The sequence below is a fragment of the Caballeronia sp. LZ065 genome, assembly GCF_031450975.1.
Classification (GTDB): Bacteria; Pseudomonadota; Gammaproteobacteria; order Burkholderiales; family Burkholderiaceae; genus Caballeronia.
In genome coordinates, this window is record NZ_JARUXV010000003.1 from 165,065 (window position 1) to 190,632 (window position 25,568).

Below are 25,568 nucleotides of genomic sequence, written 5' to 3' on the forward strand. Positions count from 1 at the left end.
GACGTGGTTCCTGTGGGACGGCGATGCGATGGCCGGCGAGGTGCGGCGCACGGCGCGTCATGCGAGGGAAGCGCGGTTTTATGTGTATCGGCAGGATGGATTCGAGCCACTGGCGATGCAGGTGGATGATGGGGCGTGTAAGCGGGTTTATTTCTATCAGAATGATCCGAATGGTGCGCCGGTCAGGTTGAGCAGCGCGGACGGTGACATCGTTTGGGAAACGCACTACAGTGTGACGGGTGGGGTCGAATGGGTTGAAACGCGGAAGGTCGAGCAAGCGATTCGGTTGCAGGGGCAGTATTTCGACGAAGAGTCAGGGCTGCATTACAACCGATATAGATACTTCGATCCGGGTACGGGTATCTTTGTATCGCAGGATCCGATTGGATTAGTGGGGGGGCTGAATCCCTATCAGTTCGCGCCGAATATATGGGCGTGGTTCGACCCTCTCGGGTTGAGTAGAAGGAAGGGCAAAAACAAGGGAGCTAGACTGCCCACCAAATGTGAATTAGAAAAAGGTGTAGAAAATGAGCATGCTTTTGAATCATTCAATGCTGCACGACAAAACGCTAAGGTCATGTCAGGCATACAAGACAACGCTGTGAATTTTATTCAGGAAATTGGACCCTTTAAGGGACGGGTGACGGGTCGAATGTCCCCTGATGGTTTGCAAGGATGGCGTATTGATTTTGATGATAAAAAGAGCTTTCATGTTAATTGGTGGGACCGGACTGGCGGAGCTAAACGCCAGGATTGGTTGTTCGGTGCGAATAAAGTTAGCGGTGGGACGAAAAATACTTACTTGGATTTGTTGCAGCATTTTCCCTGAATGAGCAAGCGCGTGAATTACATAGATTATCCACATTTAAAAGCTTGGATTGATTGTGGCGCATCGATTTTATCGGTCAGTGATTCGAATGCTTTTGATGACTACTTGTCTAGTCTCGAATGGAAGATTGACGGAGGGTTATCCGAAGAGTTTTATTTCATTGAAAATAAATTGTCAGATTTCGAATTGGATGGTTTTTTTGATTCGATTGCTGCTGTCAAATGGCTTGATGGATCGAAGATAGGCGGCGATTCGCATATTGTATTCTGGTATGTGAGAGGGCAGCCAGGACTGATCTGTGATAAAGAATTTGCAATCAAAAACGTGGATGTTGCTTATTGGAGGGCTCCTGGGAAAAGAGTTATGTTTGGCGCGACATTTGTCGATGGAAAATTTAAATTGTCTTTTGATGATTTTTTGATTTACAGTGGGGCCGATAAGATAAGCGCGCTTGTTTAATGTGAGATAGGTTGCAGGGGCAGTATTGGGATGAAGAGTCAGGGCTGCATTACAACCGATATAGATACTTCGATCCGGGTACGGGTATCTTTGTATCGCAGGATCCGATTGGACTGCGGGGAGGGGTTAATCCATATCAACTAGGCCTAAACACAATTGCATGGAGTGACCCCCTTGGTCTGATTAAAATATTTCGGGCAATGAAAAAAGAGAATGGGAGTTTTATATCCAGCCCGTTGTTTGGGTCTCCAAACATGAATCAGAAAGGCGCCAGAACAAAATTCAGCAACCCGAAGCATAACGACTTCAAAGGTGTAATGAGCCCGGATGATATGGTAGGGCCGTCCGCTACAGGAAAGTGTGGTTTAAGCTCTAGTCAGATACCCAATGATTTGCGCGAAGGACAAGTAGATGCGGTGTTTGATACGAATAAACTGCCCGCAGGCTTGGCATGGTTAAATGACCATGATGAACATGTTTCGATCTATCCGGCAAGAGATATGAAATTCTCAGAGTATCAAACCTTGCTTAACGGCCTTGGCTGGGAGGGCTAAATGGATCCCAATCGATATCAGAGTGCGTTGATCACCTTGAACGATATTCTGAGAAATTGGTCCGCTGGATCGCAGGAAGCAGTTGACCTGTTTCTGATGAGATTAGTTGAATCTCAATGGCAGAGAGGATGCGTTTATAAACTGCTTATGGATTCGGGAAAGAATGACAAGCGAATTTCCGAAGAGGCCAATAATTACATCGACGATGTCGTAACAAGCGTTACGGGTTTCTGTTCGCGCGATTCAATAATGACATTTCCTAATGATCCGACCGAACCGGATTCGCTCTTGAAGTATGTGCGAGGAAATTCATGGCGAATTAAGTGAATTAGGGCCGCTGGAAAAGCGGCCCCCCGCATGTTTATTCGGAGGTAATCACAAGCTTACCGTGCTCAACGTTAATCTTGACGCGCTGTCCTGCATGGAACCCGGCTTGCTCGATCCATCGTCCGGCGAGCTTGAGCCACGGATAAATCGGCGGTTCTTTGCGTTGCCAATGCGGCTTCTTCGAACGGCTGTCGCGTTGGATCTGCTGAACGGTCACGAATCGTTCCGTGACGATCGGGCGTGCTTTAAGATTGGCGTCAGCCATAAAATCAAGGGTCCACAAAAGCGACCCCTTGTTTTTCTATTCAGCCGTAATCACAAGCCGTCCGTGCCCAACGTTGATTCTCACGCGTTGCCCTGGGCTGAATCCGGCTTGCTCGATCCACCGTCCGGCGAGCTTGAGCCACGGATAAATCGGCGGTTCCTTGCGCTGCCAATGCGACTTCTTTAAACGGCTGTCGCGTTGGGTCTGCTGAATGGTCACGAAACGTTCCGTGGTGGTGAACGTGATTGAGGATTGGAGTCAACCATAGGTATCGCTACGATCCGCTGAAAGAATCGTCGCGCATACGGATCCCGGGGCAGCGGCTGCGGCGGTACGCGTATGACGCGCAAGGCGATCGGTTCTCGCAGGTGCGCGCGACTGAGCAAGGCCGGGAGTGGCGCCCTCCGGACGGCGCGCGCTGGTGGCCTGATGCACTGGTGTTTTCTTCTCATCTACCATCGCGCGGTGCATGCCGTCAGCCCCAGAGAGGAGCCGGCGGAAAATCAGACAAACCAACTGGTTTGTGGTGGGGCTGCTCGGCTAGACTTACGTCCATATACAGATTTGCGAAGAACGATCGGGATTTAGTGCGCAAGAAGCAACTTCCTCCTACTGTCTATGAGGTATTGTAAGAATGGATAAACTGAAACTCCGTTTCGACACTCTCAATGCTCAAATGAAAGAGTTTCATGAGCTGAAGTTTGCTTCAGATGCTGACGAATTAGAGAAGAATAAAGAGATAAAATCAAATATCGCTCAATTGCTTATCGATGCAAAGAGTCATGGAGATTACAAGATTTTCGAGGACGGAGTTAATTTGCTCTTCGATAACACTGTGCGTGAGCAAGATTTTGATATTCTAGGGGATCTACTTCGCCAGCTGTTGGACATGGGGGTGATTGATAGACAATTACTTGGGGATCAACTAAGACAGGCTCAACTGTCTCGATTGAATTGAGTCAGGAAGCGGCTGAATCGGCCCTTGTTCTTAGCAAGTGGCCGTTACACATCGCTCATATCGGGCCTGTCAGCAATTTCGTGTTTGAGGCATAACATGCTCACAAGGAGAATTTATGCCTCGCAAACCGAAAACGCAGCCGGCGGATCTGCTGACGATTCCAGCCGAGCTGCTTGAGCAGTTTGGCAGCGGTCCAATGACGGCTGAAACCATCAATTCAGCAACGATGGCGCTCAAGAAGGCTCTGATCGAGCGCGCTCTGGGCGGCGAGATGAATCGCCATCTCGGCTACCTGTCCGGTGCAGCCAAGCCAGCCAACGTCACGAATCAGCTAAACGGCCGGGGTGCCAAGACGGTCCTTACTGAGGACGGCCCGATCCGTATTGAGGTGCCGCGTGACCGGGATGGCAGCTTCGAATCCATCCTGATTCCCAAGCACGAACGCCGCTTTACTGGCTTCGACGACAAGATCGTCGCCATGTATGCCCGGGGTATGACCGTACGCGAGATTCATGGCTTCCTGTTGGAGCATTACGGCACCGAGGTCTCGCCGGACTTCATCAGCTCCGTGACCGATGAAGTCATGGCCGAGGTGACAGCCTGGCAAGCGCGGCCGCTCGAGCCGATGTATCCGGTCGTGTTCTTCGACGCACTACGGGTCAAGATTCGCGAGGATGTCGTGGTGCGCAACAAGGCGGTATATCTGGCGTTGGGCGTGCTGCCTGACGGCACGCGCGATATCCTGGGGCTGTGGATCGAGAGTACCGAGAGCGCCAAATTCTGGATGAAGGTGTTCAACGATCTGAAGACGCGCGGCGTTCACGACATCCTGATCGCCGTGACCGACGGTCTGAAAGGCATGCCCGAGGCACTGGCAGCCGTGTTTCCGGCGACGACGCTGCAAACCTGCATCGTTCACCTGATCCGCAACAGCCTTGATTACGCCAGTTGGAAAGACCGTCGTGGATTGGCTGCGGCGATCAAACCGATCTACGCGGCCGCCAGTGCGGAAGCTGCGCAGGCTGAACTTGATGCCTTTGCGGATGGTCCATGGGGGCAGAAATTTCCCACTGTCAGTCTCGGGTGGCGCAACGCCTGGGATCGCGTGATCCCGTTCTTTGCCTTTCCCCCGGGCGTGCGCAAGATCAAGACCCATTGGGGCAGTGCTGCCCATGACTGGAAGACGGCCATGAACCAATTCGCTATCCTTTATGCAGGTCGATTCGTTCGACCTTCCGTGTAACTACTCAATCTGCCTCGAACACGGAAATACCGACACCCCTCTCATATCTGACGCGGGTTCGCACGTAGTGCCCTACAAAGTTGAACGCCCATGACCGCGAGCCTGAGCCTCGAATCAGCGGTCTTTGCAAAGCTCGTACCGCCTCTTCAAGCGGCTGTCCTCTTCCATTCGCGGCTCCCTTTGCACGCGCTTCGCGCAGGTCGCTCTCGCATTCGGGCACGCGGCCTATTGTGCATTGTGCCGCACTCTGATGATTGATGATCAGGCCATCAATTACATAGACACGACTTGCTGCTCCGACATCCGCGCGACGGAACGAACTGATAGCGCAGTACCCCATCAGGGCCGCCCACCTCCCGCAAAACCTGACGTACCTGAATCAACCGAGCGTCGCCGCGAAGCGACAAATGACGTCGAGCATGGCCTGAGAGTCAGCGGCGGATCTGAAACTCGGACAAGCCCTAAGGGTTAACGATCCGCGCGGTTCAGATTAGTCGTGTATTCGCCGTCCGAGCCGACTCATAAAATCACGCTCATAAGAAAAGCTTTGAAGGCAGAGCGCGTGTTGGTTTGAGAGGCGAACCAACTAGGGATAGCGCCCCGCATAAGCGGGGCGCGCGTCCTGACCATTGATGGAATGAGCATCTGGAACAATCACCAGCGCCATTCGCAAAAAGGATGGCTACGTCGCAAGAGCTGCCTCGCTGAGATAACTGTCCAAAAGAACGTGAACGGACCTCACCCCAAACCCAGGACTCAAGCTTCCTGACGCAGCTTCTCCGCCGCCGCGACCATATTCCTGAGCGCCGGAATGACTTCATCCCATTGACGCGTCTTGAGCCCGCAATCCGGATTCACCCACAGGCGTTCCGCCGGAATCCGCTCCGCCGCCTTCCGCATCAGATTGACGATATGTTCCTGGCTCGGAATGTTCGGCGAATGGATGTCATACACACCCGGTCCAATCTGATTCGGATACTTGAAGTCATCAAAGGCATCGAGCAGTTCCATATCCGATCGTGACGTCTCAATGGTGATCACATCGGCATCCATGTCCGCGATCGAGGCAATGATGTCATTGAACTCCGAGTAGCACATATGCGTGTGAATCTGCGTTTCATCCTGCACGCCATTGGCAGTAATGCGAAACGCCTCTACCGCCCAACGCAGATATTCATCCCACTGCGCGCGCCGCAACGGCAAGCCCTCACGAAGCGCCGCCTCGTCGATCTGAATGACTCGCACACCCGCCCTCTCAAGATCAAGCACTTCCTGACGAATAGCGAGCGCCAACTGCTGACACGACACCGAGCGAGGTTGATCGTCGCGCACGAAAGACCAGTTGAGAATCGTGACGGGCCCGGTCAGCATGCCTTTCATCGGCTTGCTGGTCTGCGATGCGGCGTACCGCGTCCATTCCACCGTCATGGCCTTCGGACGGCTGATGTCGCCAAACAGAATAGGCGGCTTGACGCAGCGCGACCCATACGACTGCACCCAGCCAAACTGACTGAAGGCATAGCCATCCAGTTGCTCGCCAAAATATTCGACCATGTCGTTGCGTTCGGCTTCGCCATGCACCAGCACGTCCAGCCCCAGTGCTTCCTGCTCACGCACGGCGCGGGCGATTTCCTTCTCCATCGCCGCGCGATATTCCGTGGCGTCGAGCTCGCCGCGCTTGAAAAGGCTGCGCGCCTGACGGATCTCTACAGTTTGCGGGAACGATCCGATGGTCGTCGTCGGGAACGCGGGCAGGCCGAGTATCGCGGCCTGCTTCCTTGCCCGTTCTTCATAGCCGTGTTGACGTTTGCCGAGCGTCGGGTCGATGCCTGCCAAGGCCGCCTTCACCGCCGGCTTGTTCACGTGCGGAGACCGATGCCGGCTGTCGATAGCGGCGGCGTTCGCGCGAAGTTCATCGGCGACGGATTCACGGCCATGATTCAGCGCGCTGGCGAGCAGCTCCAGTTCGACGAGCTTTTGCAGCGCGAAGGCGAGCCACGACCTGATCTCCGCGTCGAGTTGAACTTCCGTACCGAGGTCGACCGGCACGTGCAGCAGCGAGCAGGACGGCGCGATCCACAAGCGATCGCCGAGTTGCTGATGCAGCGGCGCGAGCCATTCGAGCGTGGCGTCAAGGTCGCTTTTCCAGATGTTGCGTCCGTTGATCACGCCGACGGACACCACAGCCGCGTCCGGCAACTGAGCGGCCGCGGCGGCGATTTCTTCACGTGCGTTGATCGCGTCGAGATGCAGTCCGTCGATCGGCAATCGGCATGCGAGCGAGAGGTTCTGCTGCAACTGACCGAAGTACGTGGCGAGGAGTAGTCGCACGCGGCGGGCGGACAGCGCGTCGTAGGCGGTGACAAAAGCGGCGCGCCACGCCTCGTCGAGTTCGGTGACGAGCGCGGGCTCGTCGATCTGCACCCAGTCCACGCCCTGCGCCGCGAAATGATCGAGCAGCGCGGCATAGACCGGCAGGATTCGCGGGAGCAGCGCGAGCCGGTCGCTGTCGTCCTTTGCTTTGCCAAGCCACAGATACGTCACCGGCCCGATGATGACCGGCTTCACGTTCACGCCGAGCTTGCGCGCTTCCGCGACCTGTTCGACGAGGCGCGCGGGATCGAGCCTGAAGCGCGTGTTCGCGTCGAACTCAGGGACAATGTAGTGATAGTTGGTATCGAACCACTTGGTCATTTCGCCGGCGGCGACGCCCGCGCAGCAGGCGGCGTGAGCCTCGTCGCCCGCCGCCGAGCGGCCGCGCGCCACGCGGAAGGTGTTGTCCAGCGTGTCGCCGTGGAAGTCGCGCACGCGCTCGGGCAGATTGCCCAGCGTGAAGCTCATGTCGAGCACTTGATCATAGAACGCGAAATCGCCTACCGGTACATAGTTGAGACGCGCTTGCTCCTTCCAGTGATGCTCACGCAACTGCGCGCCGGTCGCCTTGAGTGCCTCGCGCGACGATTCGTTCTTCCAGTACTTCTCGAGCGCGAACTTCAATTCGCGCCTGGCGCCGATGCGCGGAAAACCCAGGTTATGTGTCGTGACCATCGTGCGTGTCGTCCATGAATGTGTCGGTAGCGGCGATGATAAAATTTCCGATGTATGAATAAAAATGGTAATTTTTCATACAACGATTAGATTTGTTCATGGAGAGCGTCATGCTGGAGCGCAGTCATCTGCTCGTGGTGCGTGAAGTCGAGAGACAGGGGTCGCTAACCGCCGCAGCGGAGGTCCTGAATCTCACGCAGTCCGCGCTGAGTCACACGGTCAGGAAACTCGAACAGCACCTGGGCACGGCGGTCTGGACGCGTGAAGGCCGTTCCATGCGGCTGACCCAGGCGGGTCAGTACCTGCTGAGGCTTGCGAATCGCCTGCTGCCGCAGTTCGAACATGCTGAGGCGCGCATGAAGCAATACGCGCAGGGCGAGCGCGGCACCTTGCGCATCGGGATGGAATGTCATCCCTGCTATCAATGGCTGCTGCGCGTCGTCTCGCCGTATCTCGCAAGCTGGCCCGACGTCGATGTGGATGTGAAGCAGCGCTTCCAGTTTGGCGGTATCGGTGCACTGTTCGGATTCGACATCGACATTCTGGTGACGCCGGACCCTCTTAAAAAAGAAGGTTTGCGCTTCGTGCCGGTGTTCGATTACGAACAGGTTCTCGTGGTCCCGGAGGACCATGCGCTGGCATCGGCGGCCCATGTCACGCCTGAACAGATTGCATCCGAAGTGCTCATCACCTATCCGGTGGAAACCGACCGGCTCGACATCTATACACAATTCCTCACGCCGGCCAACGTCGTGCCGCGCCGGCACAAGGTGATCGAGACGACCGACATCATGATGCAGATGGTGGCAAGCGGCCGGGGCGTCGCGGCGCTGCCACGCTGGCTCGCGGAAGAGTACGCGGACCGGATGCCCCTTGCGCCGCTCAAGCTCGGCAGGAAAGGCATCGCGAAGAAGATCTATCTGGGCATGCGCGAGTCGGACCGCGGCATCGATTATCTGGCTGCATTCGTCGAACTGGCGCGCGGGGCCGACGGTGCGCGCGCACGCATGCGGGCGTGAGCCTCGGCTTCACGCATCGATATGAAAGCTCACCACCTCTTGCACGCGTTCCAGCGCGAGCCGCAACGTCTCCACATCCACTGACCCCAGCGCCAGCCGCAATGCATGCGGCACGTGCGCCGTCGTGCAGAAGGGCTCGGCCGTCGATACCGAGATTCGCTCCTGCATCAGCGCCTTCGCGATCCGGTCCGCACGGACGTCTTCCGGCATCGGCAGCCAGATGAAATAGGAAGCGGGATGCGCCAGGCGTTTCAGACGGCTCAACGCGCGGGCCGCCACTGTCTGGCGCATCGTGGCATCGGCTCGCTTTTGCGCTTCGAGTCTTTCAACCGTACCGTCTTCGAGCCAGCCGCAGGCCAGCGCTGTCATCACACCGGGCGTGTTCCACGTCGTCACCCGGATCGCGCGTTCGATCTTCGCCACCCAGTCGCGCGGCGCCACGACAAAACCGACGCGCAATCCCGTCGCCACGCTCTTTGAGAAGCCTGAAACGTACACCGTGATGTCCGGCGCGAGGGCCGCAAGCGGGGGCGGCGCGTCATCGGCGAGAAAGGCATAGGCGGCGTCCTCGATGATGAACAGCCCATGCTTGCGCGCGATCGACACCAGTTGCCTGCGTCTGCTCGCCGACATCACCCAGCCGAGCGGATTGTGCAGCGTGGGCATCGTGTAGATGGCGCGCACGCGACGCCGCTTGCAGAGCGCGTCGAGCGCATCGAGATCGGGCCCGGCGCCAGACGCGGCGAGCGGCGCGAGTTCGAGCCGCTGCGACTGCGCCAGCAACTTGAAGCCGGTATACGTGAGCGCGTCCAACGCCACCACGTCGCCGGGTTTGAGCAAGCCCATGACGGTGGTTGCCAGGCCGTGCTGCGCGCCATCGACGAGCAGGACCTGTTCGGCGTCTGCCGAAAGCCCGCGGCGTTCGAGATGACGCGCCACGCACGCGCGTTCGTGCATGCGTCCGGCATGCGGCTGATAGCGCAGCAGCGCCTCCAGATTGCCCGCCGATGCCAGTTGTCGCAACGCCGTGCGCAGCAATTCCGTCTGGCCGGCAAGCGCGGGATAGTTGAAGTTCAGATCGACCGTATCCGAGGCGATGGCGACCTGATCGATGCCCAGCCCGTTCGGCAGACCGGCTTCCTTCACGAAGGTGCCGCGCCCGGTCTCGCCGCTGACGAGTCCCATCGCGTCGAGTTCGGCATACACGCGCGTAGCCGTGACAATGCCGAGGCCCTCGCGCACAGCCAGTTCGCGATGCGTCGGCAGACGCGTGCCCGGCTTCAGCCGGCCCGAAGCGATGTCTTCAGCAAAGCGGTCGACAATCTGTTTGTAGCGTGCAGGCTGCGGCATAAAATCAGTCCGGAACAGGATGTATCCATGACAATCGTTTGATTGTATTCGAGATTGACCGTAGCATGCCTGAACGCTCCCCGCCATGAAAGGTCGTCGCCATGCATATCGCCATTCTTACGTTCGATGGGTTCAACGAACTCGACTCGCTGATCGCGCTCGGCATTCTGAATCGCATCAGGAAACCGGGCTGGAAGGTCTCGATTGCGTGTCCGTCGGCTGAAGTGACCTCGATGAACGGCGTCATCATCCGGGCGCAGGCCACGCTTGCGGAGGCAAGCGCGGCGGACGCCGTGATCGTCGGAAGCGGCATGCGAACACGCGACGTCGTGGCCGATGCCGATCTGATGGCGCGCATCCGCCTCGACCCGAGCCGCCAGTTGCTGGCGGCCCAGTGTTCGGGAACGCTGATCCTTGCAAAACTCGGCTTGCTCGACGGCACGCCCGCCTGCACCGACGTCACCACGAAGCCGTGGGTTCAGGAAGCCGGCGTGCGCACGCTGGATCAGCCTTTCGTCGCGAAAGGCAATGTGGCGACAGCAGGCGGATGTCTTGCATCCCAGTATCTGGCTGCCTGGGTGATCGCGCGTCTTGAAGGACTGGATGCGGCATGCTCGGCGCTGGACTATGTCGCGCCGGTCGGCGAGAAAGACGAGTATGTGGAGCGCGCGATGAAAAATATTCTGCCCTTCGTGAACGCTGCCGCGCCGGTCTGAAGCTTCAGGAATCGTGCACTGCAAAGCCCGTCGCCATGGGCGCGACGGGCTTTTTCATGCTGCATCCGCGCATGGGGTACAACTCCGCGGAAGCGAAGAACCGTCCGGGAAAGTCCCGAGAGAAACATCAGACGTCTGATGTACATTTCAGTGACTGCCAACCGGGAAACCGTCATGCGCCTGAGCGTCGAGCGTTCGATGAGCGACAAGATCCAGGCGTCGCTTCTCGACATGATCCATGAGCGCAAGCTCAAGCCCGGCGATCAGATTCCCACTGAAATAGAGCTTTGCGAGCTGCTCGGCGTTGGCCGGTCCAGTCTGCGCGAAGCCGTGGCGCAAATGATCTCGCATGGGCTGTTGTCGCGTCTGCAAGGCAAGGGCACCTTCATCAGACAAATTTCGCTGAAGCTGCATGGCGGGCTGGATGATCTGATGTCGGTGACGGACATGATCCGCAGCGTCGGCGCCGTGCCTTCGACGAGCCGCAAGCAGATGGAGCATGTGGCGGCGTCGGAGAGCCTGGCGGAGAAGCTGGGCATCCAGCCCGGCGATCCGTGCGTGCGCATCGAGCGCGTGCGGCGCGCGGACGACGCCATCGCGGCGTATTGCATCGATACCATCCCGAAGCACGTCTTCGACGGCGCGGAGGGCGAGTTGGGCGAATCGCTGTTCGGCATGCTGGAGCGCACCGGACGCCGGCTGTCGCATACGCATACGTCGATCCAGCCGACCATCCTGACGCCGCGCGACCTGCCCGAACTTGGCGATGGCTTCGGCTTGTTCCTGCTGCTGGACGAAGTGGATTTCGGTCAGAGCGGCGAGCCGCTCTGCTACAGCAACGACTACTACAACACGAGCATCTTCAAGTTCGATCTGGTGCGCAAGCGTCGTTGAGCGCGCGGGCCGGAACACATCGGAGGAGGCACCGATGGAGTTTGAAGCTTTCACGGCGCAGGAACTGACCGCGTATCTCGGCGGCGTGCCCGATGTGCGCGCGCTGCTGGGCGATCCCGCGGATCTGGCTGTCGCGGAGGTCGGTGACGGCAATCTGAACTATGTGTACTTCGTGACCAATACGAGGACGCCGCAGCGCAGCGTCGTCGTGAAGCAGGCGCCGCCGTTCCTGCGTCTGGTCGGCAAGACCTGGCCGCTGTCGTGTCAGCGGATGGAGCATGAAGTTGCCGCGTTGCGGCGCTTCGGCGCGCTTTGTCCGCAACATGTGCCCAAGGTCTATCACGCCGACAGCACGCGCTTCCTGATGGTGATGCAACATCTCGCGTCGCATCGGATCCTGCGACAGGGCCTGATGGACGGCACGGTCTATCCGTTGCTCGCGCAGCATCTGTCGGCGTATCTCGCGCATACGCTGTTCTACGGTTCCGACCTCTTTCTTGCGCCCGATATCAAGAAGCAGGCGGCCGGCGCGGCTGTCAATCCGGAGCTGTGCAAGATCACCGAGGATCTCGTCTTCACGTTTCCGTTCGAGGCGCATCCTTCGAACGTCTACAGTCCCGCGCTGCCACAGCCGGCGATTGAAAGGCTCAGGACGCACGAACCGTTGCGCGCGGCCGCCGCCGACATGAAGTGGGCCTTCATGAACCACGCCGAAACGCTGCTGCACGGTGACTTGCATACCGGCTCGATCATGGTGAACGCGGAAGACACCTTCGTGATCGATCCTGAGTTCGCGTTCTATGGCCCGATGGGCTTCGACATCGGCGCACTGATTGCGAACCTGCTGCTCGCCTACTTCTCGCGCGACTGGCACGGACGTCTCGAAGGACGTGATCCACTCGACTATCAGGAATGGCTGCTCGACCAGATGACGCGCATCTGGAACGGCTTCAGCGCGCAATTCGTGGCGCTGTGGCGCGATCACGAAAGCCGCAGCAAGCGGCCGTTCATCGGCGGCGGCGCGGAGAGCCGGGCCGTTGCGGCCTATCGTGCGCACTTCATGCGCCGGTTGCTTGCCGAGTCGCTCGGCTTCGCGGGTTGCAAGATGATCCGGCGCATCGTCGGCATGGCGAAGGTCGCGGAGATCACGCGCATCACCGATGCCGAAGCCCGGGCACGCATCGAAATGCGCTGTCTGCGCTGCGCGGAGACCTTGCTCGTGCAGCGCGCGGCGCTGAGCGATATCGAACAGGTGGCGACGCTGGCGCGCGAGCTTCAGCGCGATGCAGTGTCAATGTAACGGCGGCTTGTTTCGCACAGGGAGAGTTCATGGTTTCGCAGCGCTTGTTCAGCACGCTTCCCCCGACAATCGAATGGCGCGACGGCGATCTGCTCCTGCTCGATCAGACGCGTCTGCCGCATGAGATCGTGGTGGAGAACGTGGCGGACGTGCAGGCCGTCTGGCGTGCCATTCGCGAGTTGCGCGTGCGCGGTGCGCCGGCCATCGGCGTGGCGGCGGCGTACGGGCTGTGCATTGCGATGCGCGACTCGACCGCACTCTCCATCGCGGAGTTTCGCGCGGCGCTCGAACGTCAGGCGGTGTGGCTCGAATCCGCGCGGCCCACGGCGGTCAATCTGAGCTGGGGGCTGCGGCGCATGCTGAACCACGCTCGCGCGACGGACGCGCACGATGCCGCGACGCTGTATCAGGCGCTGGTCGAAGAAGCGCGGCGCATCCACGAAGAAGATGTGGCGCTGTGCGAGGGCATCGGCGTGCATGGCATGCCGCTCATTCGCAAAGGCAGCGGCGTGCTCACGCACTGCAATGCCGGCGCGCTTGCAACTACCGGTCTCGGCACGGCCACCGCGCCGATCTACGCGGCGCATCGCGCGGGCCGCGCCTTCAAGGTCTATGCCGACGAAACCCGCCCGCTGTTGCAGGGCGCGCGCCTCACGGCGTTCGAATTGCAGCAGGCGGGCGTCGATGTCACGCTCATCATGGACAGCGCGGCGGCATCGATCATGTCGCAAGGACTCGTGGATCTGGTGATCGTCGGCACCGACCGCGTCGCGGCGAACGGCGATTTCGCCAACAAGATCGGCACGCTCGGGGTCGCCATCGCGGCGCATCACTACGGCATTCCGTTCTATGTCGCGTGTCCGTCGTCCACGCTGGACCTGCATACCGCGGGCGGTGCGCGCATCGAAATCGAGGAACGCGCGGCGGAGGAGGTCACGCATCTCGCCGGACGGCGCGTCGCGCCCGAGGCCATCCAGACGCGCAATCCCGCTTTCGATGTCACGCCGCATGCGCTCGTGACCGGCTTCATCACGGAGCGCGGCATCGTGAAGCCGCCGTTCGAGCATGCGCTGCGCAGACTGTTCGCGGCCGAGGGGAATGCCGCATGAGCGCGGCGCAGGAAGACGCGCTGCGGCGGGGCATCGTCGAGACGGCGCTCGAGATGGAACGGCTGGGCATCAATCAGGGCACTTCCGGCAACGTGAGCGCGCGGCATGGCGACGGTTTCCTGATTACGCCGAGCGGTGTCGCCGCGCGCGATCTCGACGCGGGACAGATCGTCCGGCTTCCACTCGATATCGCTGACGACGCCGAGGTGCTGCGCACCGCGCGGCCTTCTTCGGAATGGCGCATTCATCGCGACATCCTGCGCGCGCGGGACGACGTGCACGCGGTTGTCCACACGCATTCGATCGCGGCCACGGCGCTCGCCATTCACGGCCGCGAGATTCCCGCGCTGCACTATATGGTGGCGGCAGCAGGCGGCAACTCCGTGCGTTGCGCGCCCTATGCGCTGTTCGGCAGTCAGCAACTGTCGGATCACGCGCTCGCCGCGTTGCAGGACCGCCGCGCGTGTTTGCTCGCGCATCACGGCGTGATCGCGTTGGGAACGGACCTGTCGCGTGCCGTCTGGCTCGCGCATGAAATCGAAGTGCTCGCGCGGCAGTATCTGCTGGCGTTGCAGATTGGCGCACCGCCGGTGCTTTCGGATCAGCAGATGGATGAAGTGCTGGAGAAGTTCAAGACTTATGGCAGGCGCAGCAACGAAGCTCGCTGACCGCAACCTGGAGCAAAAAAGCCAGCGCAGCGCTCACCGCAACGTCATCGCATTGAACCACTTGTACAACGGAGACAACCATGGCCTGGAGTTCAGCAAGATTCGACAGTTGGGGCACGTTCGGCAAATCCACGGGCGCCGTCGTGCTGTGCGCGGCCGCCGCGTTGACCGGATGCTCGAAGAGCGACAACTCATCGTCCACAAGCAGCACCAGTTCAGCGGCGAGCGCGAGCGCGCCCGCCAGCGCACCCGCGAGCGCGGCGACGACGAGTTCGGCGGGCGGCAAGCCGAAGATCGGCTTCTCGATCGCGACGCTCAACAACGCGTTTTTCGTCGGTTTGAAGGCGGGCGTCGAGCGTGGCTCGAAGGAGCAGGGCTTCGAGCTTGTGCAGACCAACGCGAACGGCGACGCCCAGCAACAGGTCAACGACGCCCTCAACCTGCTGAGCCAGGGCGTGACGGCGCTCGTGCTGAATCCGATCGATTCGAAGGCGATCATCCCGGCCGTGCAAAAAGCGAACGAGATGAACGTTCCGGTCTTCACGCTGGATCGCGGTTCGGACGGCGGCAAGGTGACGTCGTTCGTCGCGTCGGACAACGTGGCGCTCGGGCAGACCGGGGCCAAGTGGATCGCCGAGCAACTGAAGAAGCGCTACGGCGAGGAGAAGGGCAATGTGGTGGATCTGATCGGCCTCGTCGGCACGACAGCGGCGACGGACCGTGAGAAGGGTTTCAGCGAGGAGATCGCCAAGTATCCGAACATCAAGGTCGTCGCGCGTCAGGAAGGCGCCTTCGACCAGGAGAAGTCGCTCAACGCGATGACCAACATCCTGCAGAAATTCCCACAGATCGATGCCGTCTTCGGCGCCAACGACGACAACACCGTGGGCGCGGAAAAGGCCATCGACAATGCCGGGCGCTACAAGCCGCTCGGCGACAAGGAGCATATCCTCGTGATCGGCGCCGACGGCACCGCGCAGGCGCTCTCCGCGATCCGCGCGGGCAAGCAGGACGCCACCATTTCGCAGAATCCGATCATGATGGCGGCGAAGTCGCTGCAGTTCATCGCGGATTACAACGCGAAGAAGGACGTGCCCGCGAACTATGCGTGGCCGACGATGCTGATCGACAAATCCAACATCGACTCGGATGAAGTGAAGAAGTACGGGCTGTGGTCCGAGGAAGTGAAGCAGTAAGGGCAACCGGCGGCCGTGTGTCCTTCCGGGACATGCGGCCCGCACACGGAATGCGGATCATGACAGTCGAAACACAGAGTCACGCGCGTGCCCCCGCCACTTCGGCCAAGCCGTTGTTGCGCATGCAAGGCATTGTGAAGAGCTTCCCTGGCGTGAAGGCGTTGCGCGGCGTCAGCCTCGAACTGCACGCGGGCCACGTGATGGCGATCGTCGGCGAGAATGGCGCGGGCAAGTCGTCGCTCGTGAAGACGCTTTCAGGCGCCTACGAGCCCGATGAAGGCGCGATCGAGATCGACGGCATGCCGCTCGCGCGCGGCACGAATGCCGCCATCGAAGCAGGCGTGGCCGTGATCTATCAGGAGCTTTCGCTCATCAACGACATGACGGTCGCGGAGAATCTGTTCCTTGGCCGCATGCCCGCGCGCAATGGCTTCGTGAGGATGCGCGAAGCGAATCAGATGGCGCGCGAAGCGCTCGCACGCGTCGGGCTGGACAACGTGCCGCCGTGGATGCGCCTCGGCGATCTGCCGCTGAACAAGCGTCAACTGGTCGAAGTCGCGAAGGCGATTGCGCGCGACGCACGCATTCTCGTGATGGACGAACCCACCGCCGCGCTCCAAAGCCACGACATCGCGAATCTGTACGCGGTGGTGCGGCGTCTGCGCGCGGAAGGCATGGGAATCATCTTCATCTCGCATCATCTGGAAGAGGTGTTCGAACTCGCGGATTCAGCCGTGGTGATGCGCGACGGCGCGACGGTCGGCGCGCGCCTGATGTCCGAATGGACCGAGGCGGATCTGGTGCAGGCCATGGTCGCGCGCAATCTCGAATCGTTCTATCCGTGGGAGCCGCGTGGATACGGTCCCGTGGTGCTCGACATTCGTAATCTCGCCAGCGCGCCGCTGCTGCGCAATGCGAGCTTCTCGGTGCGTGCGGGGGAGATCGTCGGCATTGCGGGGATCGCGGGCGCGGGGCGCACGGAGTTGCTCAAGACCATCTTCGGCGCGCTGCCCGTAACGGGCGGCGAGATTCACGTACGTGGCAAGAAGGTGACCAATCACTCGCCGACGCAAGGCGTTCGACATGGTCTCGTCTATACGTCGGAGGACCGCAAGCTCGAAGGGCTGGTGCTGGAAGCGAACATCGAGGAGAACATCGCGCTGTCGAGCCTGAAGGCGCTGGCAAGCGGCGGCTTCGTTAGCCGCGCGAAGAAACGCAAGCTCGCGCACGACGCCAGCGCGCGTTTCGGCGTGCGGGCTTCGTCGGTGTTGCAGATCACCGGAACGCTTTCCGGCGGCAACCAGCAGAAGGTGATTCTCGGCCGCGCGACGGCAACGAGCCCGTCCGTCATCATGCTCGATGAACCGACGCGCGGCATCGACGTCGGCGCGAAGTCGGAAATCTACGCGCACATGGTGACGATGGCGCGCGCAGGCGCAGCGGTCGTCATGGTGAGTTCGGAACTGCCGGAACTGCTCGGCATGTCGGATCGCGTGCTGGTGATGTATCGCGGCAATATCGTGACCGAGATTCCGCGCGAGCAGGCGAACTCGGAAACCGTCATTCAGTGGGCAACGACAGGAGCAGGCGCATGACCTCCACAGCAGCCGATCGTGCGGATTCGGAGGCGCTCTCGCGCCGGGTGATCCGCCAGTTGCGCAGCGGCATCGGGCCGTTGTTCGCGGCGCTCGTCATCATATGCGTGGCGCTGTCGATTGCGTCGCCCGAGTTTCTCACCACCAACACGCTGACCAACATCATGGTGCAGGTGTCGGTGGTAGGCATCGCGGCGGTGGGCGGAACCTTCGTCATCATCACGTCGGGAATCGATCTCTCGGTCGGCTCGCTCGTGGCGCTGAGCGGCATGGTTGCCGCCACCGTGATGGCCGGCTCCAGTCCCGGCGCGGTGGGTCTCGGCGTCGCGGGGCTGTGCGTGGCGCTCGCAGTCGGCGCGGGCGCGGGCGCGCTCAACGGCCTCGCAGTCTCGTGGCTGCGGCTCGTGCCGTTCATCGTCACGCTCGCGGCCATGGCCATGGCGCGCGGCCTCACGCTCGCCATTTCCGATGGCCGCACCAAGTTCGATTTCCCGAGCGCGTTCACGCTGTTCGGCGCGAAGACCGTCGCCGGCCTGCCCATGCCGATGGTCGTCATGCTCGTGGTCTTCGTCATCGGTCACGTATTGCTGCGCAAGACGACCTTCGGACATCAGGTGTTTGCCGTCGGCGGCAATCAGGAAGCGGCGCGGCTCGCGGGCATCCCGGTGCGGCGCGTGGTGTTCTTCACCTACATGCTGGCCGGCGTCACGGCGGCGATCGCAGGCATCGTGCTCGCCGGACGGCTCAATTCCGCGTTGCCTTCCGCTGCCAATGGACTCGAGTTGCAGGTGATCGCGGCCATCGTGATCGGCGGGACTTCGCTGGCGGGCGGGCGCGGGTCGATTGTCGGCACGTTCATCGGCGTGGTGCTGATCGGCGTGATCAATGTCGGCCTGTCGCTGCTTGGCGTGAATCCCTTCTGGACGCAGTTCATTCAAGGCGGCGTCATCTTCGCCGCCGTGCTGCTCGATGCGCTGAGCCAAAGGCGCAAGCCCTGAACATATTGGAGACGCCCCAAATGAAGAAGATCATCAACCAGCCCGACGTGTTCGTCGATGAGATCATCGAGGCGCTGCTGCTCGCTCATCCGCACTGGATTCGCGCCGCCACCGCCGATCAGCGCGCGCTGGTCCGCGCCGATGCGCCGGGCGAAGGGCGTGTCGGCATCGTGACGGGTGGCGGCTCGGGTCATCTGCCGGGCTTCCTGGGTTATGTAGGCGAGGGCTTGTGCAGCGGCGTCGCGGTGGGCAACGTATTCTCGTCGCCGTCGTCGGAGCAGATTTTCGAAGCCACCAAGGCCGTGAGCGGCGGCGCGGGCGTGCTGTATGTCTACGGCAACTACGGCGGCGACGTGCTCAACTTCGACCTCGCGGCGGACCTGGCGGAAGCCGAGGGCATCGACGTGAAGACGGTCGTGCTTACCGACGACGTCGCCTCCGCGCCGAAAGACCGCGCAGCCGACCGGCGCGGCGTCGCGGGCATGGTGTTCGCGTTCAAGTGCGCGGGCGCGGCGGCCGAGCGCGGCGATTCGCTCGACGACGTGACGCGCATCTGCGCGAAGGCCAATGCCAACTCCCGCACGATGGGCGTCGGCCTCTCGCCTACCATCCTCCCCGCTGCCGGCAAGCCTACCTTCACGCTGCCCGAAGGGGAAATGGAGATCGGCATCGGCATTCATGGCGAGCCGGGCACGCATCGCGGCAAGCTCGAATCCGCCGATGCAATCGCGGAGCGCATCATCTCGCAGATCACCGGCGATCTCGCCGCGCCGAAGGGCTCGCGCGTCGCGCTGCTGGTGAACGGTCTCGGCGCGACGCCGCTGGAAGAACTGTATCTGCTATACCGGCGCTCAGCGAAGCTGATGGCGGATCAGGGGCTGAAGATCGTGCGCTCGTATGTCGGCGAATATGTGACGAGCCTGGAAATGGCGGGCGCGTCGATCACCGTCATGCTGCTCGACGACGAACTCGAAGCGTTGCTCGACGCCCCCGCGCGCTCGCCTTTCTTCCGCGACGGCACCGAATCCTGAAGGAGCGAGCCATGAGTGTGACGAGCCAGCAACTCCGCGACATCCTCACGCGCACGCTGAACGCGCTGCCTGCCCACGCCGACGAACTGCGCGATCTCGACGCGGCGCTCGGCGACGGCGATCTCGGCATTACCGTGCAGTCGGGATCGGTGGCGGTGGTGAAGACGCTGGCCGCGCTGCCTGCCGAAGCGACGCTGAACGAAACGCTGCTGGCGGCCGCAAAGGCGTTTTCGACGGCGAATCCGTCGACGTTCGCGGCGCTGGTCGGCGGCGGGTTGATTGCGGCGGCGAAGACGGTGACTGGCAAGGACGCATTGAATCGCGATGACGTACTCGCGATCGGTCAGGCGATGGCCGGTCGCATTGTCGAGCGCGGCAAGAGTCAGGTCGGCGACAAGACGGTGCTCGATGCGCTCGTGCCGAGTCTCGACGTGCTGGCCGCGTCGCAAGGCAGCGCCATTGACACGCTCGACGCGATGATCGCGAAGGCCGACGAGCAGGTCACCGCAACGGCTGCGATGCAGTCGAGGAAAGGGCGCGCGGCGTGGGTGCAGGAACGCAGCATCGGTCATGCGGACCCGGGCGCGACCGCGTATCTGCGCTTTCTCCAGTCCTTGCGACAGACCCTCGCAGCCTGAGCGAGAGCCAACCTAAGCGCGCTTCTTCTTCAGCACGACTTCGCCCTTGCCCGAATGCACGACCTTGAGTTTCGTGCGGGCGAGGGCAAGCGCTTCTCCCTGCGTGCCGACACACGGCCCCGAGCCGGGCAACGGCTTGCGCGCGCTTTCGCGCAGCGCGAACACGGACAGCATGCCGATCACCGACGCCGCCATCAGATAGTAGGCGGGCATCATCAGGTTGCCGGTTGCATCGACGAGCCATGCGGTGACCAGCGGCGTCGTGCCGCCGAACAACGACACCGACACATTGAAGCCGATGGCCAGCGCGCCGTAGCGGATGCGCGTCGGAAAGAGCGCGGGCAAGGACGAGGGCATGACGCCGGTGAACGTGGACAGCAGCGCGCCGAACATCAGCAGGCCGAGAAACACCAGTGAAGGCGCACCTGTGCGCACGAGCAGCAACGCCGGAATGGAGAGCGCGAACAGGCCGATGCAGCCCGCCATCATCACGGGCCGGCGGCCGAGACGGTCGGAGAGATGGCCTGCACAGAGCGTCATCGGGATCATCAGCAGCATGACGAGCAGCACGAGCAGCAGGCTGCGGGTCTCGGCGAAATGCAGCGTCGCCGACAGATAGCTCGGCAGATACGAGAGCGCCATGTAGTCGGTGACGTTGAAGATCAGCACGAGGCCGACGCATTGGAGCATCGGCTTCGCCTGATGCGACAGCAATTGCACGAACGATTCCTTGGGACGCGAGCGCTCGTCTTTCTCGCGCGCCTGTGCTTCCTTCTTGAACGCGGGCGTTTCCTCCAGCTTCATGCGGATGTACAAGCCGACCAGACCAAGCGGCCCGGCGATCATGAACGGCACGCGCCAGCCCCACGAGAGCAGCGCTTCGTGCGGGAGCAAGGCTGTCAGCAACGCGACGGTTCCCGCGCCGAAGATATAGCCCATCAGCGTGCCCACTTCGAGGAAGCTGCCGAAGAAGCCGCGCCGCGCATCGGTGGAGAACTCGGCGATGAAGGTCGCCGCGCCGCCGTATTCGCCGCCGGTGGAGAAGCCTTGCACGAGCCGCGCGAGGAGCAGCAGGACGGGCGCGAAGATGCCGATCGACGTATAGGCCGGAATGAGGCCGATGCAGAAGGTGCCGACGGCCATCATGATCATCGTCATCGCGAGCACGCGCTGGCGGCCGATGCGGTCGCCGAGCGGGCCGAACACCATGCCGCCGATCGGCCGCACGAGGAAAGCTGCCGCGAAGGTGCCGAAGGTCGCGATCAGCTGCGCGGACGGACTGCTCGACGGAAAGAACACCTGGCCCAGCACGACGGCGATATAGCTGTAGACGCCGAAATCAAACCATTCCATGGCATTGCCCAGCGCCATCGCGCCGACCGCCCGTTTGAGCAGCGCGTGATCGACGACGGTGATGTCGTCCAGCGTGACGGGCGGTGACGGCTGCAAGGCGGGATGGCGTTCGTGCGTGATGCTCACTTGTCTCACTTCTTTAGTGCAGGCTAGGGAGTGTGCGGATCATCGGCCTTGCGTGCCTTCGCTCACGCGTCTGGAAACCGGCGGGAAACGACACGGCGCGTGGCGGTGTTGGAGGCGCGCGAACAGGGGCGGCTTTGGAGCGTCGCCGTGCAACCGACAGACGGGGCAGGCGGCCGGCGCGTGCGCTGACGCGCTCGCCCTTTCATGGCGGGCTTTGCGGGCATCCGCCGAGCGAACTGGCATAGGCCATGCAATTCGGGCCGTGTGACGTCATCGACCCGCGAAGGAAGCCGCCATGAAATCCCAGATCATCATCATTCTTCTCACCGCGAACGTGGCATGGTCCGCCGTGCCCGCGCTGGCGGGCGATTGCAGCACGTCGAAACGCGTCTGCCGGATTTCGCATGCGGAGCGGACCGCCGGCCCCAAGGCGTCGCCGCGCGCGGTGCGCGGCGTCGACGCCTACCGCACGCCGCCCATCAAGCGCGAGCAGCGCGACAGCATCGACGCCTGGTATCGCGGAGGCTGAACTCCGCGTGCGGCGCTCAGTCGAGCGTGATGCCGTCGAAGCGGTGTCCGCCAAGCGGGCTGATCAGATAGCCGTGAACGCGCTTCGAGATCGGCTGGAAGATGTTGGCATGCGCGAGCGGCGTATAGGGCACCTGATCCTTGAACACCACCTGCGCTTCCTCGTACAGCTTCGTGCGCGCGTTCTGGTCCGTGATGAGCCGGGCCTTCGCGAGCAGGTCGTCGAATTGCTTGTTGCACCACTTCGCCATGTTACTGCCGTGCACCGCGTCGCAGCCCAGCGTGGTGCCGAGCCAGTTGTCCGGGTCGCCGTTGTCGCCGAGCCAGCCATAGAGAATGGCGTCGTGTTCGCCGTTGGTCTTCGCGCGCTTGTTGTACTCGGCCCACTCGTAAGTCACGATGTTCGCCTTCACGCCGATCTTCGCCCAGTCGGACTGGATCAGCTGCGCCATCAGGCGCGCGTTCGGGTTATAGCCGCGCTGCACGGGCATGGCCCACAGCGTGATCGTGAAACCGTCGGGAAAGCCTGCTTCCTTCAGCAGCGCCTTCGCCTTCGCGGGGTCGCGCGGCGCGTCCTTCAGCGCCTTGTCATAGGACCATTGCGAAGGCGGCATCGGGTTGGTCGCGACGGTGGCCGCGCCTTCGTAGACGGTCTTGATGATCGCCTGCTTGTCGATGGCCATGTCCAGCGCGCGGCGCACCTTCACGTTGTCGAGCGGCTTGTGGGTCGTGTTGTAGCCGACATAGGCCACGTTGAAGCCGACGCCCGACAGCACCGTCAGTTTCGCGTCCTGTTTCGATGCGGCGATATCGGCGGGGCGCGGGAACGACGTCACCTGACATTCGCCGCTCGCGAGCTTCTGCTGACGCACGGCCGCGTCGGGGGTGATCGAGAAGACGAGCTTGTCGATATGCACGTCCTTGCGATTCCAGTAAGTCGGATTCGCTTCGTAGCGGATGGTCGAATCCTTCTGGTAGTCGCGGAACGCGAATGCGCCCGTGCCCACCGGCTTCTGGTTGATATCTTCCGGCTTGCCTTGCTTGAGCAGTTGCGCCGCGTATTCGGCCGAGACGATCGACGCGAATTCCATCGCGACGTTGCGCACGAACACCACGTCCGGCGTCTTCAGCGTGAAGCGCACCGTGTTGTCGTCGAGCTTCTCCACCGAGGCGATGTTCTTGTCGTAGCCGAGATCGGTCAGATACGGAAAGCTGACCGGATGCGCCTTCTGGAACGGCTCGTTCGGATCGATCATGCGCTTGAACGTGAACACCACATCGTCCGCATTGAAGTCGCGTGTCGGCTTGAACCAGGGCGTCGACTGGAACTTCACGCCGCGTCGCAGATGGAAAGTGAAGGTCTTCGCATCCGGCGATTCGTCCCATTTCTCGGCAAGACCCGGCGTGAGGTCCAGCGTGCCCCGCTTGAATTCGACCAGTGTGTCGTACACGGCGTGAGCGCCCGCGTCGAAATCGGTGCTGGTGGTGTACTGCGCGGAATCGAAGCCGGCGGGGCTGCCTTCGGAACAGAACACGAGCGTCTTGCTCGCAGCCGATGCGGCCTGCGAAGACAAGGCGAGCGCGGCGAGAAGGGATACGGCGAGAGTGCGTCGTCGGTCGATCATTGTTCTTGTTGCCCGGAAGAGTTGGCAGGCCGCCTGGCGGCGGACGCGAACCCTACTCTACCCGAGCAAACTTTTTTTCTCGCGACGCGGCCCTCATGGTCCTACAAGGCCCGCAATGCGAAACGCTTGAGCTTGCCGGTTTCCGTGCGCGGCAAGGCGGCGAGGAAGGTCACCAGACGCGGGTATTTGTAAGGCGCGACGTTGCGCTTCACGAAGGCCTGCAACTCGGCGGTGAGCGCATCGTCGCCGATGAAGCCCGGATTGAGCACGACGAACGCCTTCACGATCTGGCCGCGCGTCTCGTCCGCCACGCCGATCACGCCGCACTCCGCCACGGCTTCATGCTTCATCAGCACGCTTTCCACTTCGGGCCCGGAGATGTTGTAGCCCGCCGAGACGATCATGTCGTCGGCGCGCGCCTGATAGAAGACATAGCCGTCTTCGTCGATCACGACGGCATCGCCGGGCAGGTTCCAGCCGTCGCGCACGAAGTTCTGCTGACGCGGGTCCGACAGATAGCGGCAACCCGTCGGCCCCCGCACCGCGAGCTTGCCGAGGGTGCCGGGCGGCACGGGCTGCGTGGCGTCGTCGACGGCCTGAACGACATAGCCGGGCACCGCGCGGCCGATAGCCTGCTCGCGCACCTCCGCACCCGCCGACGAAATGAAAATATGGATCATCTCCGTGCCGCCGATGCCGTCGATCATTTCGATGCCGCTCGCGTCGCGCCATAACGCGCGGGTGGAGGCGGGCAAGGCTTCGCCGGCGGAGACGGTCTTGCTCAGGCTCGATACATCGAAGCGGCCGATCAGCGGCGCCATCTGCCGATAGAAGGTCGGCGCGGTGAACACGATGCTGGCCTTGAAGCGCTCGACCGTATGCAGCAAAGACTCGGGCGTGAGCTTTTCGAGCAGCACGGTAGATGCCCCGGCACGCAATGGAAAGCACAACAGCCCGCCGAGACCGAATGTGAACGCGAGCGGCGGCGTGCCGCAGAATACATCGTCGGGTGTGGGCTTGAGGATATGGCGCGGGAACAGGTCGCACATCGCGAGCACATCGCGATGAAAATGCATGCAGCCCTTCGGCGGGCCCGTCGTGCCGCTCGTGAACGCGATGAGGCAGACATCGTCGGCGGCGGTGTCGCAGGCGTCGAAATGATCCGGCTTCGATGCCGCCAGCACGTCCAGCGCGTTCGGCGCGTCGTCGTGGAAAGTGAACACCTGCGCGAGCGTAGCGCAATGATGTTCGCCCGGCTCGCGGCAGCGCGCGAGTTCTTCGGTCAGGCGCACGTCACACAGCGCGGCCGAGATGCACGCCTTGTCGATGATCTGCTTCAGTTCCTTTGCACGCAGCAGCGGCATGGTCGGCACGACCACCAGACCGGCCTTCAGCGCCGCGAGGAAGGCGACCGCCATCTGCAAGGTATTCGGGCCGCGCAGCAACAGCCGGTTGCCGGGGCGCAGGCCCATGTCATCGACGAGCACATGAGCGCTGCGATTCACGAGCGCGTGCAGTTCACGATAGCTCGTTGCGCGCGGCTCGCCGTTCACCCCCGACCAGATGGCGGGACGCTCGCCATGTCCGGCTTCGATGGCCCGGTCCAGCAGTTCGGTCGCGCAATTCACGCGCGCCGGATAGGCGACATCGGTATTGTCCAGCAGAAGTACGGGCCATTGATCCTCTGGCGGCAACGAATCGCGCGCGAAGGTATCGACGTGGGCTGACGGTTCCATGGC

Annotated in this window: 24 protein-coding genes and 1 pseudogene; 18 read left to right on the top strand and 7 right to left on the bottom strand. The window is 61.6% G+C overall.

Annotated features, from left to right (window positions below; translation table 11 throughout):
* The 4 genes and pseudogenes from QCE63_RS21060 to QCE63_RS21075 form a co-directional block, all read left to right on the top strand.
* Positions 1–829 (top strand): RHS repeat-associated core domain-containing protein (locus QCE63_RS21060; protein ID WP_309835746.1); only part of this gene is annotated, 829 nt, incomplete at its 5' end.
* The gene (locus tag QCE63_RS21065; protein ID WP_309835748.1) at positions 830–1,288 is read left to right on the top strand and encodes a hypothetical protein; all 459 of its coding nucleotides are present in this window, start codon (positions 830–832) and stop codon (positions 1,286–1,288) included. It abuts the gene before it with no gap.
* Between the two features lie 8 nt (positions 1,289–1,296).
* Positions 1,297–1,470 (top strand): annotated as a pseudogene (locus tag QCE63_RS21070) (RHS repeat-associated core domain-containing protein); the annotation flags it as partial.
* Positions 1,471–1,542: 72 nt separating this feature from the next.
* Entirely contained in the window at positions 1,543–1,842 is a 300-nt protein-coding gene (locus tag QCE63_RS21075) for a hypothetical protein (RefSeq protein WP_309837365.1), read from the top strand.
* Between the two features lie 361 nt (positions 1,843–2,203).
* Here the strand turns inward: QCE63_RS21075 and QCE63_RS21080 are convergent, their stop codons facing one another.
* Positions 2,204–2,434, bottom strand: a complete 231-nt coding sequence (locus tag QCE63_RS21080; RefSeq protein ID WP_309835749.1) for a SymE family type I addiction module toxin — start codon at positions 2,432–2,434, stop codon at positions 2,204–2,206.
* Positions 2,435–2,470: 36 nt separating this feature from the next.
* Positions 2,471–2,653: a SymE family type I addiction module toxin gene (locus QCE63_RS21085; protein ID WP_309835750.1), complete on the bottom strand. Its 183-nt coding sequence runs from the start codon at positions 2,651–2,653 to the stop codon at positions 2,471–2,473.
* A gap of 415 nt (positions 2,654–3,068) precedes the next feature.
* On the opposite strand from QCE63_RS21085, the gene QCE63_RS21090 reads away from it, so the two are divergent.
* Together QCE63_RS21090 and QCE63_RS21095 are read left to right on the top strand one after the other, a co-directional pair.
* Positions 3,069–3,392 carry a hypothetical protein gene (locus tag QCE63_RS21090; RefSeq protein ID WP_309835751.1) on the top strand — a complete coding sequence of 108 codons (324 nt, stop codon included), beginning with the start codon at positions 3,069–3,071 and terminating at the stop codon, positions 3,390–3,392.
* Positions 3,393–3,507: 115 nt separating this feature from the next.
* Positions 3,508–4,635: an IS256 family transposase gene (locus QCE63_RS21095; protein WP_309835753.1), complete on the top strand. Its 1,128-nt coding sequence runs from the start codon at positions 3,508–3,510 to the stop codon at positions 4,633–4,635.
* Between the two features lie 756 nt (positions 4,636–5,391).
* Here QCE63_RS21095 and metE read toward each other — a convergent pair.
* Complete coding sequence (gene metE / locus QCE63_RS21100; RefSeq protein WP_309835755.1) at positions 5,392–7,683, bottom strand: 5-methyltetrahydropteroyltriglutamate--homocysteine S-methyltransferase; 2,292 nt, start codon at positions 7,681–7,683, stop codon at positions 5,392–5,394.
* Between the two features lie 110 nt (positions 7,684–7,793).
* On the opposite strand from metE, the gene QCE63_RS21105 reads away from it, so the two are divergent.
* The gene (locus tag QCE63_RS21105) at positions 7,794–8,702 is read left to right on the top strand and encodes a LysR family transcriptional regulator (protein WP_309835756.1); all 909 of its coding nucleotides are present in this window, start codon (positions 7,794–7,796) and stop codon (positions 8,700–8,702) included.
* A gap of 9 nt (positions 8,703–8,711) precedes the next feature.
* Here the strand turns inward: QCE63_RS21105 and QCE63_RS21110 are convergent, their stop codons facing one another.
* Positions 8,712–10,052, bottom strand: coding sequence for a PLP-dependent aminotransferase family protein (locus tag QCE63_RS21110; protein WP_309835758.1), 1,341 nt, complete (start codon positions 10,050–10,052; stop codon positions 8,712–8,714).
* 101 nt (positions 10,053–10,153) lie between these two features.
* Here QCE63_RS21110 and QCE63_RS21115 point away from each other — a divergent pair, with 101 nt between their 5' ends.
* From QCE63_RS21115 to QCE63_RS21160, 10 genes are all read left to right on the top strand, one after another.
* Positions 10,154–10,768 (top strand): DJ-1/PfpI family protein, encoded by a 615-nt coding sequence (locus QCE63_RS21115; RefSeq protein WP_309835759.1) that lies wholly within the window; start codon positions 10,154–10,156, stop codon positions 10,766–10,768.
* A 138-nt stretch (positions 10,769–10,906) separates the two neighbouring features.
* The gene (locus QCE63_RS21120; RefSeq protein WP_309835760.1) at positions 10,907–11,662 is read left to right on the top strand and encodes a GntR family transcriptional regulator; all 756 of its coding nucleotides are present in this window, start codon (positions 10,907–10,909) and stop codon (positions 11,660–11,662) included.
* Positions 11,663–11,696: 34 nt separating this feature from the next.
* On the top strand, positions 11,697–12,962 hold the full coding sequence (gene mtnK / locus QCE63_RS21125) for an S-methyl-5-thioribose kinase (RefSeq protein ID WP_309835762.1): 1,266 nt from the start codon (positions 11,697–11,699) through the stop codon (positions 12,960–12,962).
* A 29-nt stretch (positions 12,963–12,991) separates the two neighbouring features.
* Positions 12,992–14,071 (top strand): S-methyl-5-thioribose-1-phosphate isomerase, encoded by a 1,080-nt coding sequence (gene mtnA, locus QCE63_RS21130; protein WP_309835763.1) that lies wholly within the window; start codon positions 12,992–12,994, stop codon positions 14,069–14,071.
* Complete coding sequence (locus tag QCE63_RS21135) at positions 14,068–14,739, top strand: class II aldolase/adducin family protein (protein ID WP_309835765.1); 672 nt, start codon at positions 14,068–14,070, stop codon at positions 14,737–14,739. Before mtnA ends, QCE63_RS21135 begins: the two co-directional genes overlap by 4 nt.
* Before the next feature lie 80 nt (positions 14,740–14,819).
* Entirely contained in the window at positions 14,820–15,935 is a 1,116-nt protein-coding gene (locus QCE63_RS21140) for a sugar ABC transporter substrate-binding protein (RefSeq protein ID WP_309835766.1), read from the top strand.
* A gap of 50 nt (positions 15,936–15,985) precedes the next feature.
* Positions 15,986–17,530, top strand: coding sequence for a sugar ABC transporter ATP-binding protein (locus tag QCE63_RS21145; protein WP_404990162.1), 1,545 nt, complete (start codon positions 15,986–15,988; stop codon positions 17,528–17,530).
* Entirely contained in the window at positions 17,527–18,528 is a 1,002-nt protein-coding gene (locus QCE63_RS21150) for an ABC transporter permease (RefSeq protein WP_309835769.1), read from the top strand. Before QCE63_RS21145 ends, QCE63_RS21150 begins: the two co-directional genes overlap by 4 nt.
* A gap of 20 nt (positions 18,529–18,548) precedes the next feature.
* Positions 18,549–19,559: a dihydroxyacetone kinase subunit DhaK gene (locus QCE63_RS21155; RefSeq protein WP_309835770.1), complete on the top strand. Its 1,011-nt coding sequence runs from the start codon at positions 18,549–18,551 to the stop codon at positions 19,557–19,559.
* 11 nt (positions 19,560–19,570) lie between these two features.
* Positions 19,571–20,197: a DAK2 domain-containing protein gene (locus tag QCE63_RS21160; RefSeq protein ID WP_309835771.1), complete on the top strand. Its 627-nt coding sequence runs from the start codon at positions 19,571–19,573 to the stop codon at positions 20,195–20,197.
* A gap of 12 nt (positions 20,198–20,209) precedes the next feature.
* Here the strand turns inward: QCE63_RS21160 and proP are convergent, their stop codons facing one another.
* A complete protein-coding gene (gene proP, locus QCE63_RS21165; protein WP_309835772.1) occupies positions 20,210–21,676 on the bottom strand; it encodes a glycine betaine/L-proline transporter ProP in 1,467 nt (488 codons plus the stop codon).
* A 295-nt stretch (positions 21,677–21,971) separates the two neighbouring features.
* On the opposite strand from proP, the gene QCE63_RS21170 reads away from it, so the two are divergent.
* Entirely contained in the window at positions 21,972–22,205 is a 234-nt protein-coding gene (locus QCE63_RS21170; protein ID WP_309835773.1) for a hypothetical protein, read from the top strand.
* Between the two features lie 16 nt (positions 22,206–22,221).
* Here the strand turns inward: QCE63_RS21170 and QCE63_RS21175 are convergent, their stop codons facing one another.
* Together QCE63_RS21175 and QCE63_RS21180 are read right to left on the bottom strand one after the other, a co-directional pair.
* Positions 22,222–23,829, bottom strand: coding sequence for an ABC transporter substrate-binding protein (locus QCE63_RS21175; protein WP_309835775.1), 1,608 nt, complete (start codon positions 23,827–23,829; stop codon positions 22,222–22,224).
* 101 nt (positions 23,830–23,930) lie between these two features.
* On the bottom strand, positions 23,931–25,565 hold the full coding sequence (locus QCE63_RS21180) for an AMP-binding protein (RefSeq protein ID WP_309835777.1): 1,635 nt from the start codon (positions 25,563–25,565) through the stop codon (positions 23,931–23,933).
* Between the last annotated feature and the right edge of the window lie 3 nt (positions 25,566–25,568).

Bases quoted from the DNA above. Each gene is read 5' to 3' on its own strand.
- QCE63_RS21065 (WP_309835748.1), top strand. From the start codon at position 830: ATGAGCAAGCGCGTGAATTACATAGATTATCCACATTTAAAAGCTTGG.
- QCE63_RS21075 (WP_309837365.1), top strand. From the start codon at position 1,543: ATGAATCAGAAAGGCGCCAGAACAAAATTCAGCAACCCGAAGCATAAC.
- QCE63_RS21080 (WP_309835749.1), bottom strand. From the start codon at position 2,434: ATGGCTGACGCCAATCTTAAAGCACGCCCGATCGTCACGGAACGATTC.
- QCE63_RS21090 (WP_309835751.1), top strand. From the start codon at position 3,069: ATGGATAAACTGAAACTCCGTTTCGACACTCTCAATGCTCAAATGAAA.
- QCE63_RS21095 (WP_309835753.1), top strand. From the start codon at position 3,508: ATGCCTCGCAAACCGAAAACGCAGCCGGCGGATCTGCTGACGATTCCA.
- metE (WP_309835755.1), bottom strand. From the start codon at position 7,683: ATGGTCACGACACATAACCTGGGTTTTCCGCGCATCGGCGCCAGGCGC.
- QCE63_RS21105 (WP_309835756.1), top strand. From the start codon at position 7,794: ATGCTGGAGCGCAGTCATCTGCTCGTGGTGCGTGAAGTCGAGAGACAG.
- QCE63_RS21110 (WP_309835758.1), bottom strand. From the start codon at position 10,052: ATGCCGCAGCCTGCACGCTACAAACAGATTGTCGACCGCTTTGCTGAA.
- QCE63_RS21115 (WP_309835759.1), top strand. From the start codon at position 10,154: ATGCATATCGCCATTCTTACGTTCGATGGGTTCAACGAACTCGACTCG.
- QCE63_RS21120 (WP_309835760.1), top strand. From the start codon at position 10,907: ATGTACATTTCAGTGACTGCCAACCGGGAAACCGTCATGCGCCTGAGC.
- mtnK (WP_309835762.1), top strand. From the start codon at position 11,697: ATGGAGTTTGAAGCTTTCACGGCGCAGGAACTGACCGCGTATCTCGGC.
- mtnA (WP_309835763.1), top strand. From the start codon at position 12,992: ATGGTTTCGCAGCGCTTGTTCAGCACGCTTCCCCCGACAATCGAATGG.
- QCE63_RS21135 (WP_309835765.1), top strand. From the start codon at position 14,068: ATGAGCGCGGCGCAGGAAGACGCGCTGCGGCGGGGCATCGTCGAGACG.
- QCE63_RS21140 (WP_309835766.1), top strand. From the start codon at position 14,820: ATGGCCTGGAGTTCAGCAAGATTCGACAGTTGGGGCACGTTCGGCAAA.
- QCE63_RS21145 (WP_404990162.1), top strand. From the start codon at position 15,986: ATGCGGATCATGACAGTCGAAACACAGAGTCACGCGCGTGCCCCCGCC.
- QCE63_RS21150 (WP_309835769.1), top strand. From the start codon at position 17,527: ATGACCTCCACAGCAGCCGATCGTGCGGATTCGGAGGCGCTCTCGCGC.
- QCE63_RS21155 (WP_309835770.1), top strand. From the start codon at position 18,549: ATGAAGAAGATCATCAACCAGCCCGACGTGTTCGTCGATGAGATCATC.
- QCE63_RS21160 (WP_309835771.1), top strand. From the start codon at position 19,571: ATGAGTGTGACGAGCCAGCAACTCCGCGACATCCTCACGCGCACGCTG.
- QCE63_RS21170 (WP_309835773.1), top strand. From the start codon at position 21,972: ATGAAATCCCAGATCATCATCATTCTTCTCACCGCGAACGTGGCATGG.
- QCE63_RS21175 (WP_309835775.1), bottom strand. From the start codon at position 23,829: ATGATCGACCGACGACGCACTCTCGCCGTATCCCTTCTCGCCGCGCTC.
- QCE63_RS21180 (WP_309835777.1), bottom strand. From the start codon at position 25,565: ATGGAACCGTCAGCCCACGTCGATACCTTCGCGCGCGATTCGTTGCCG.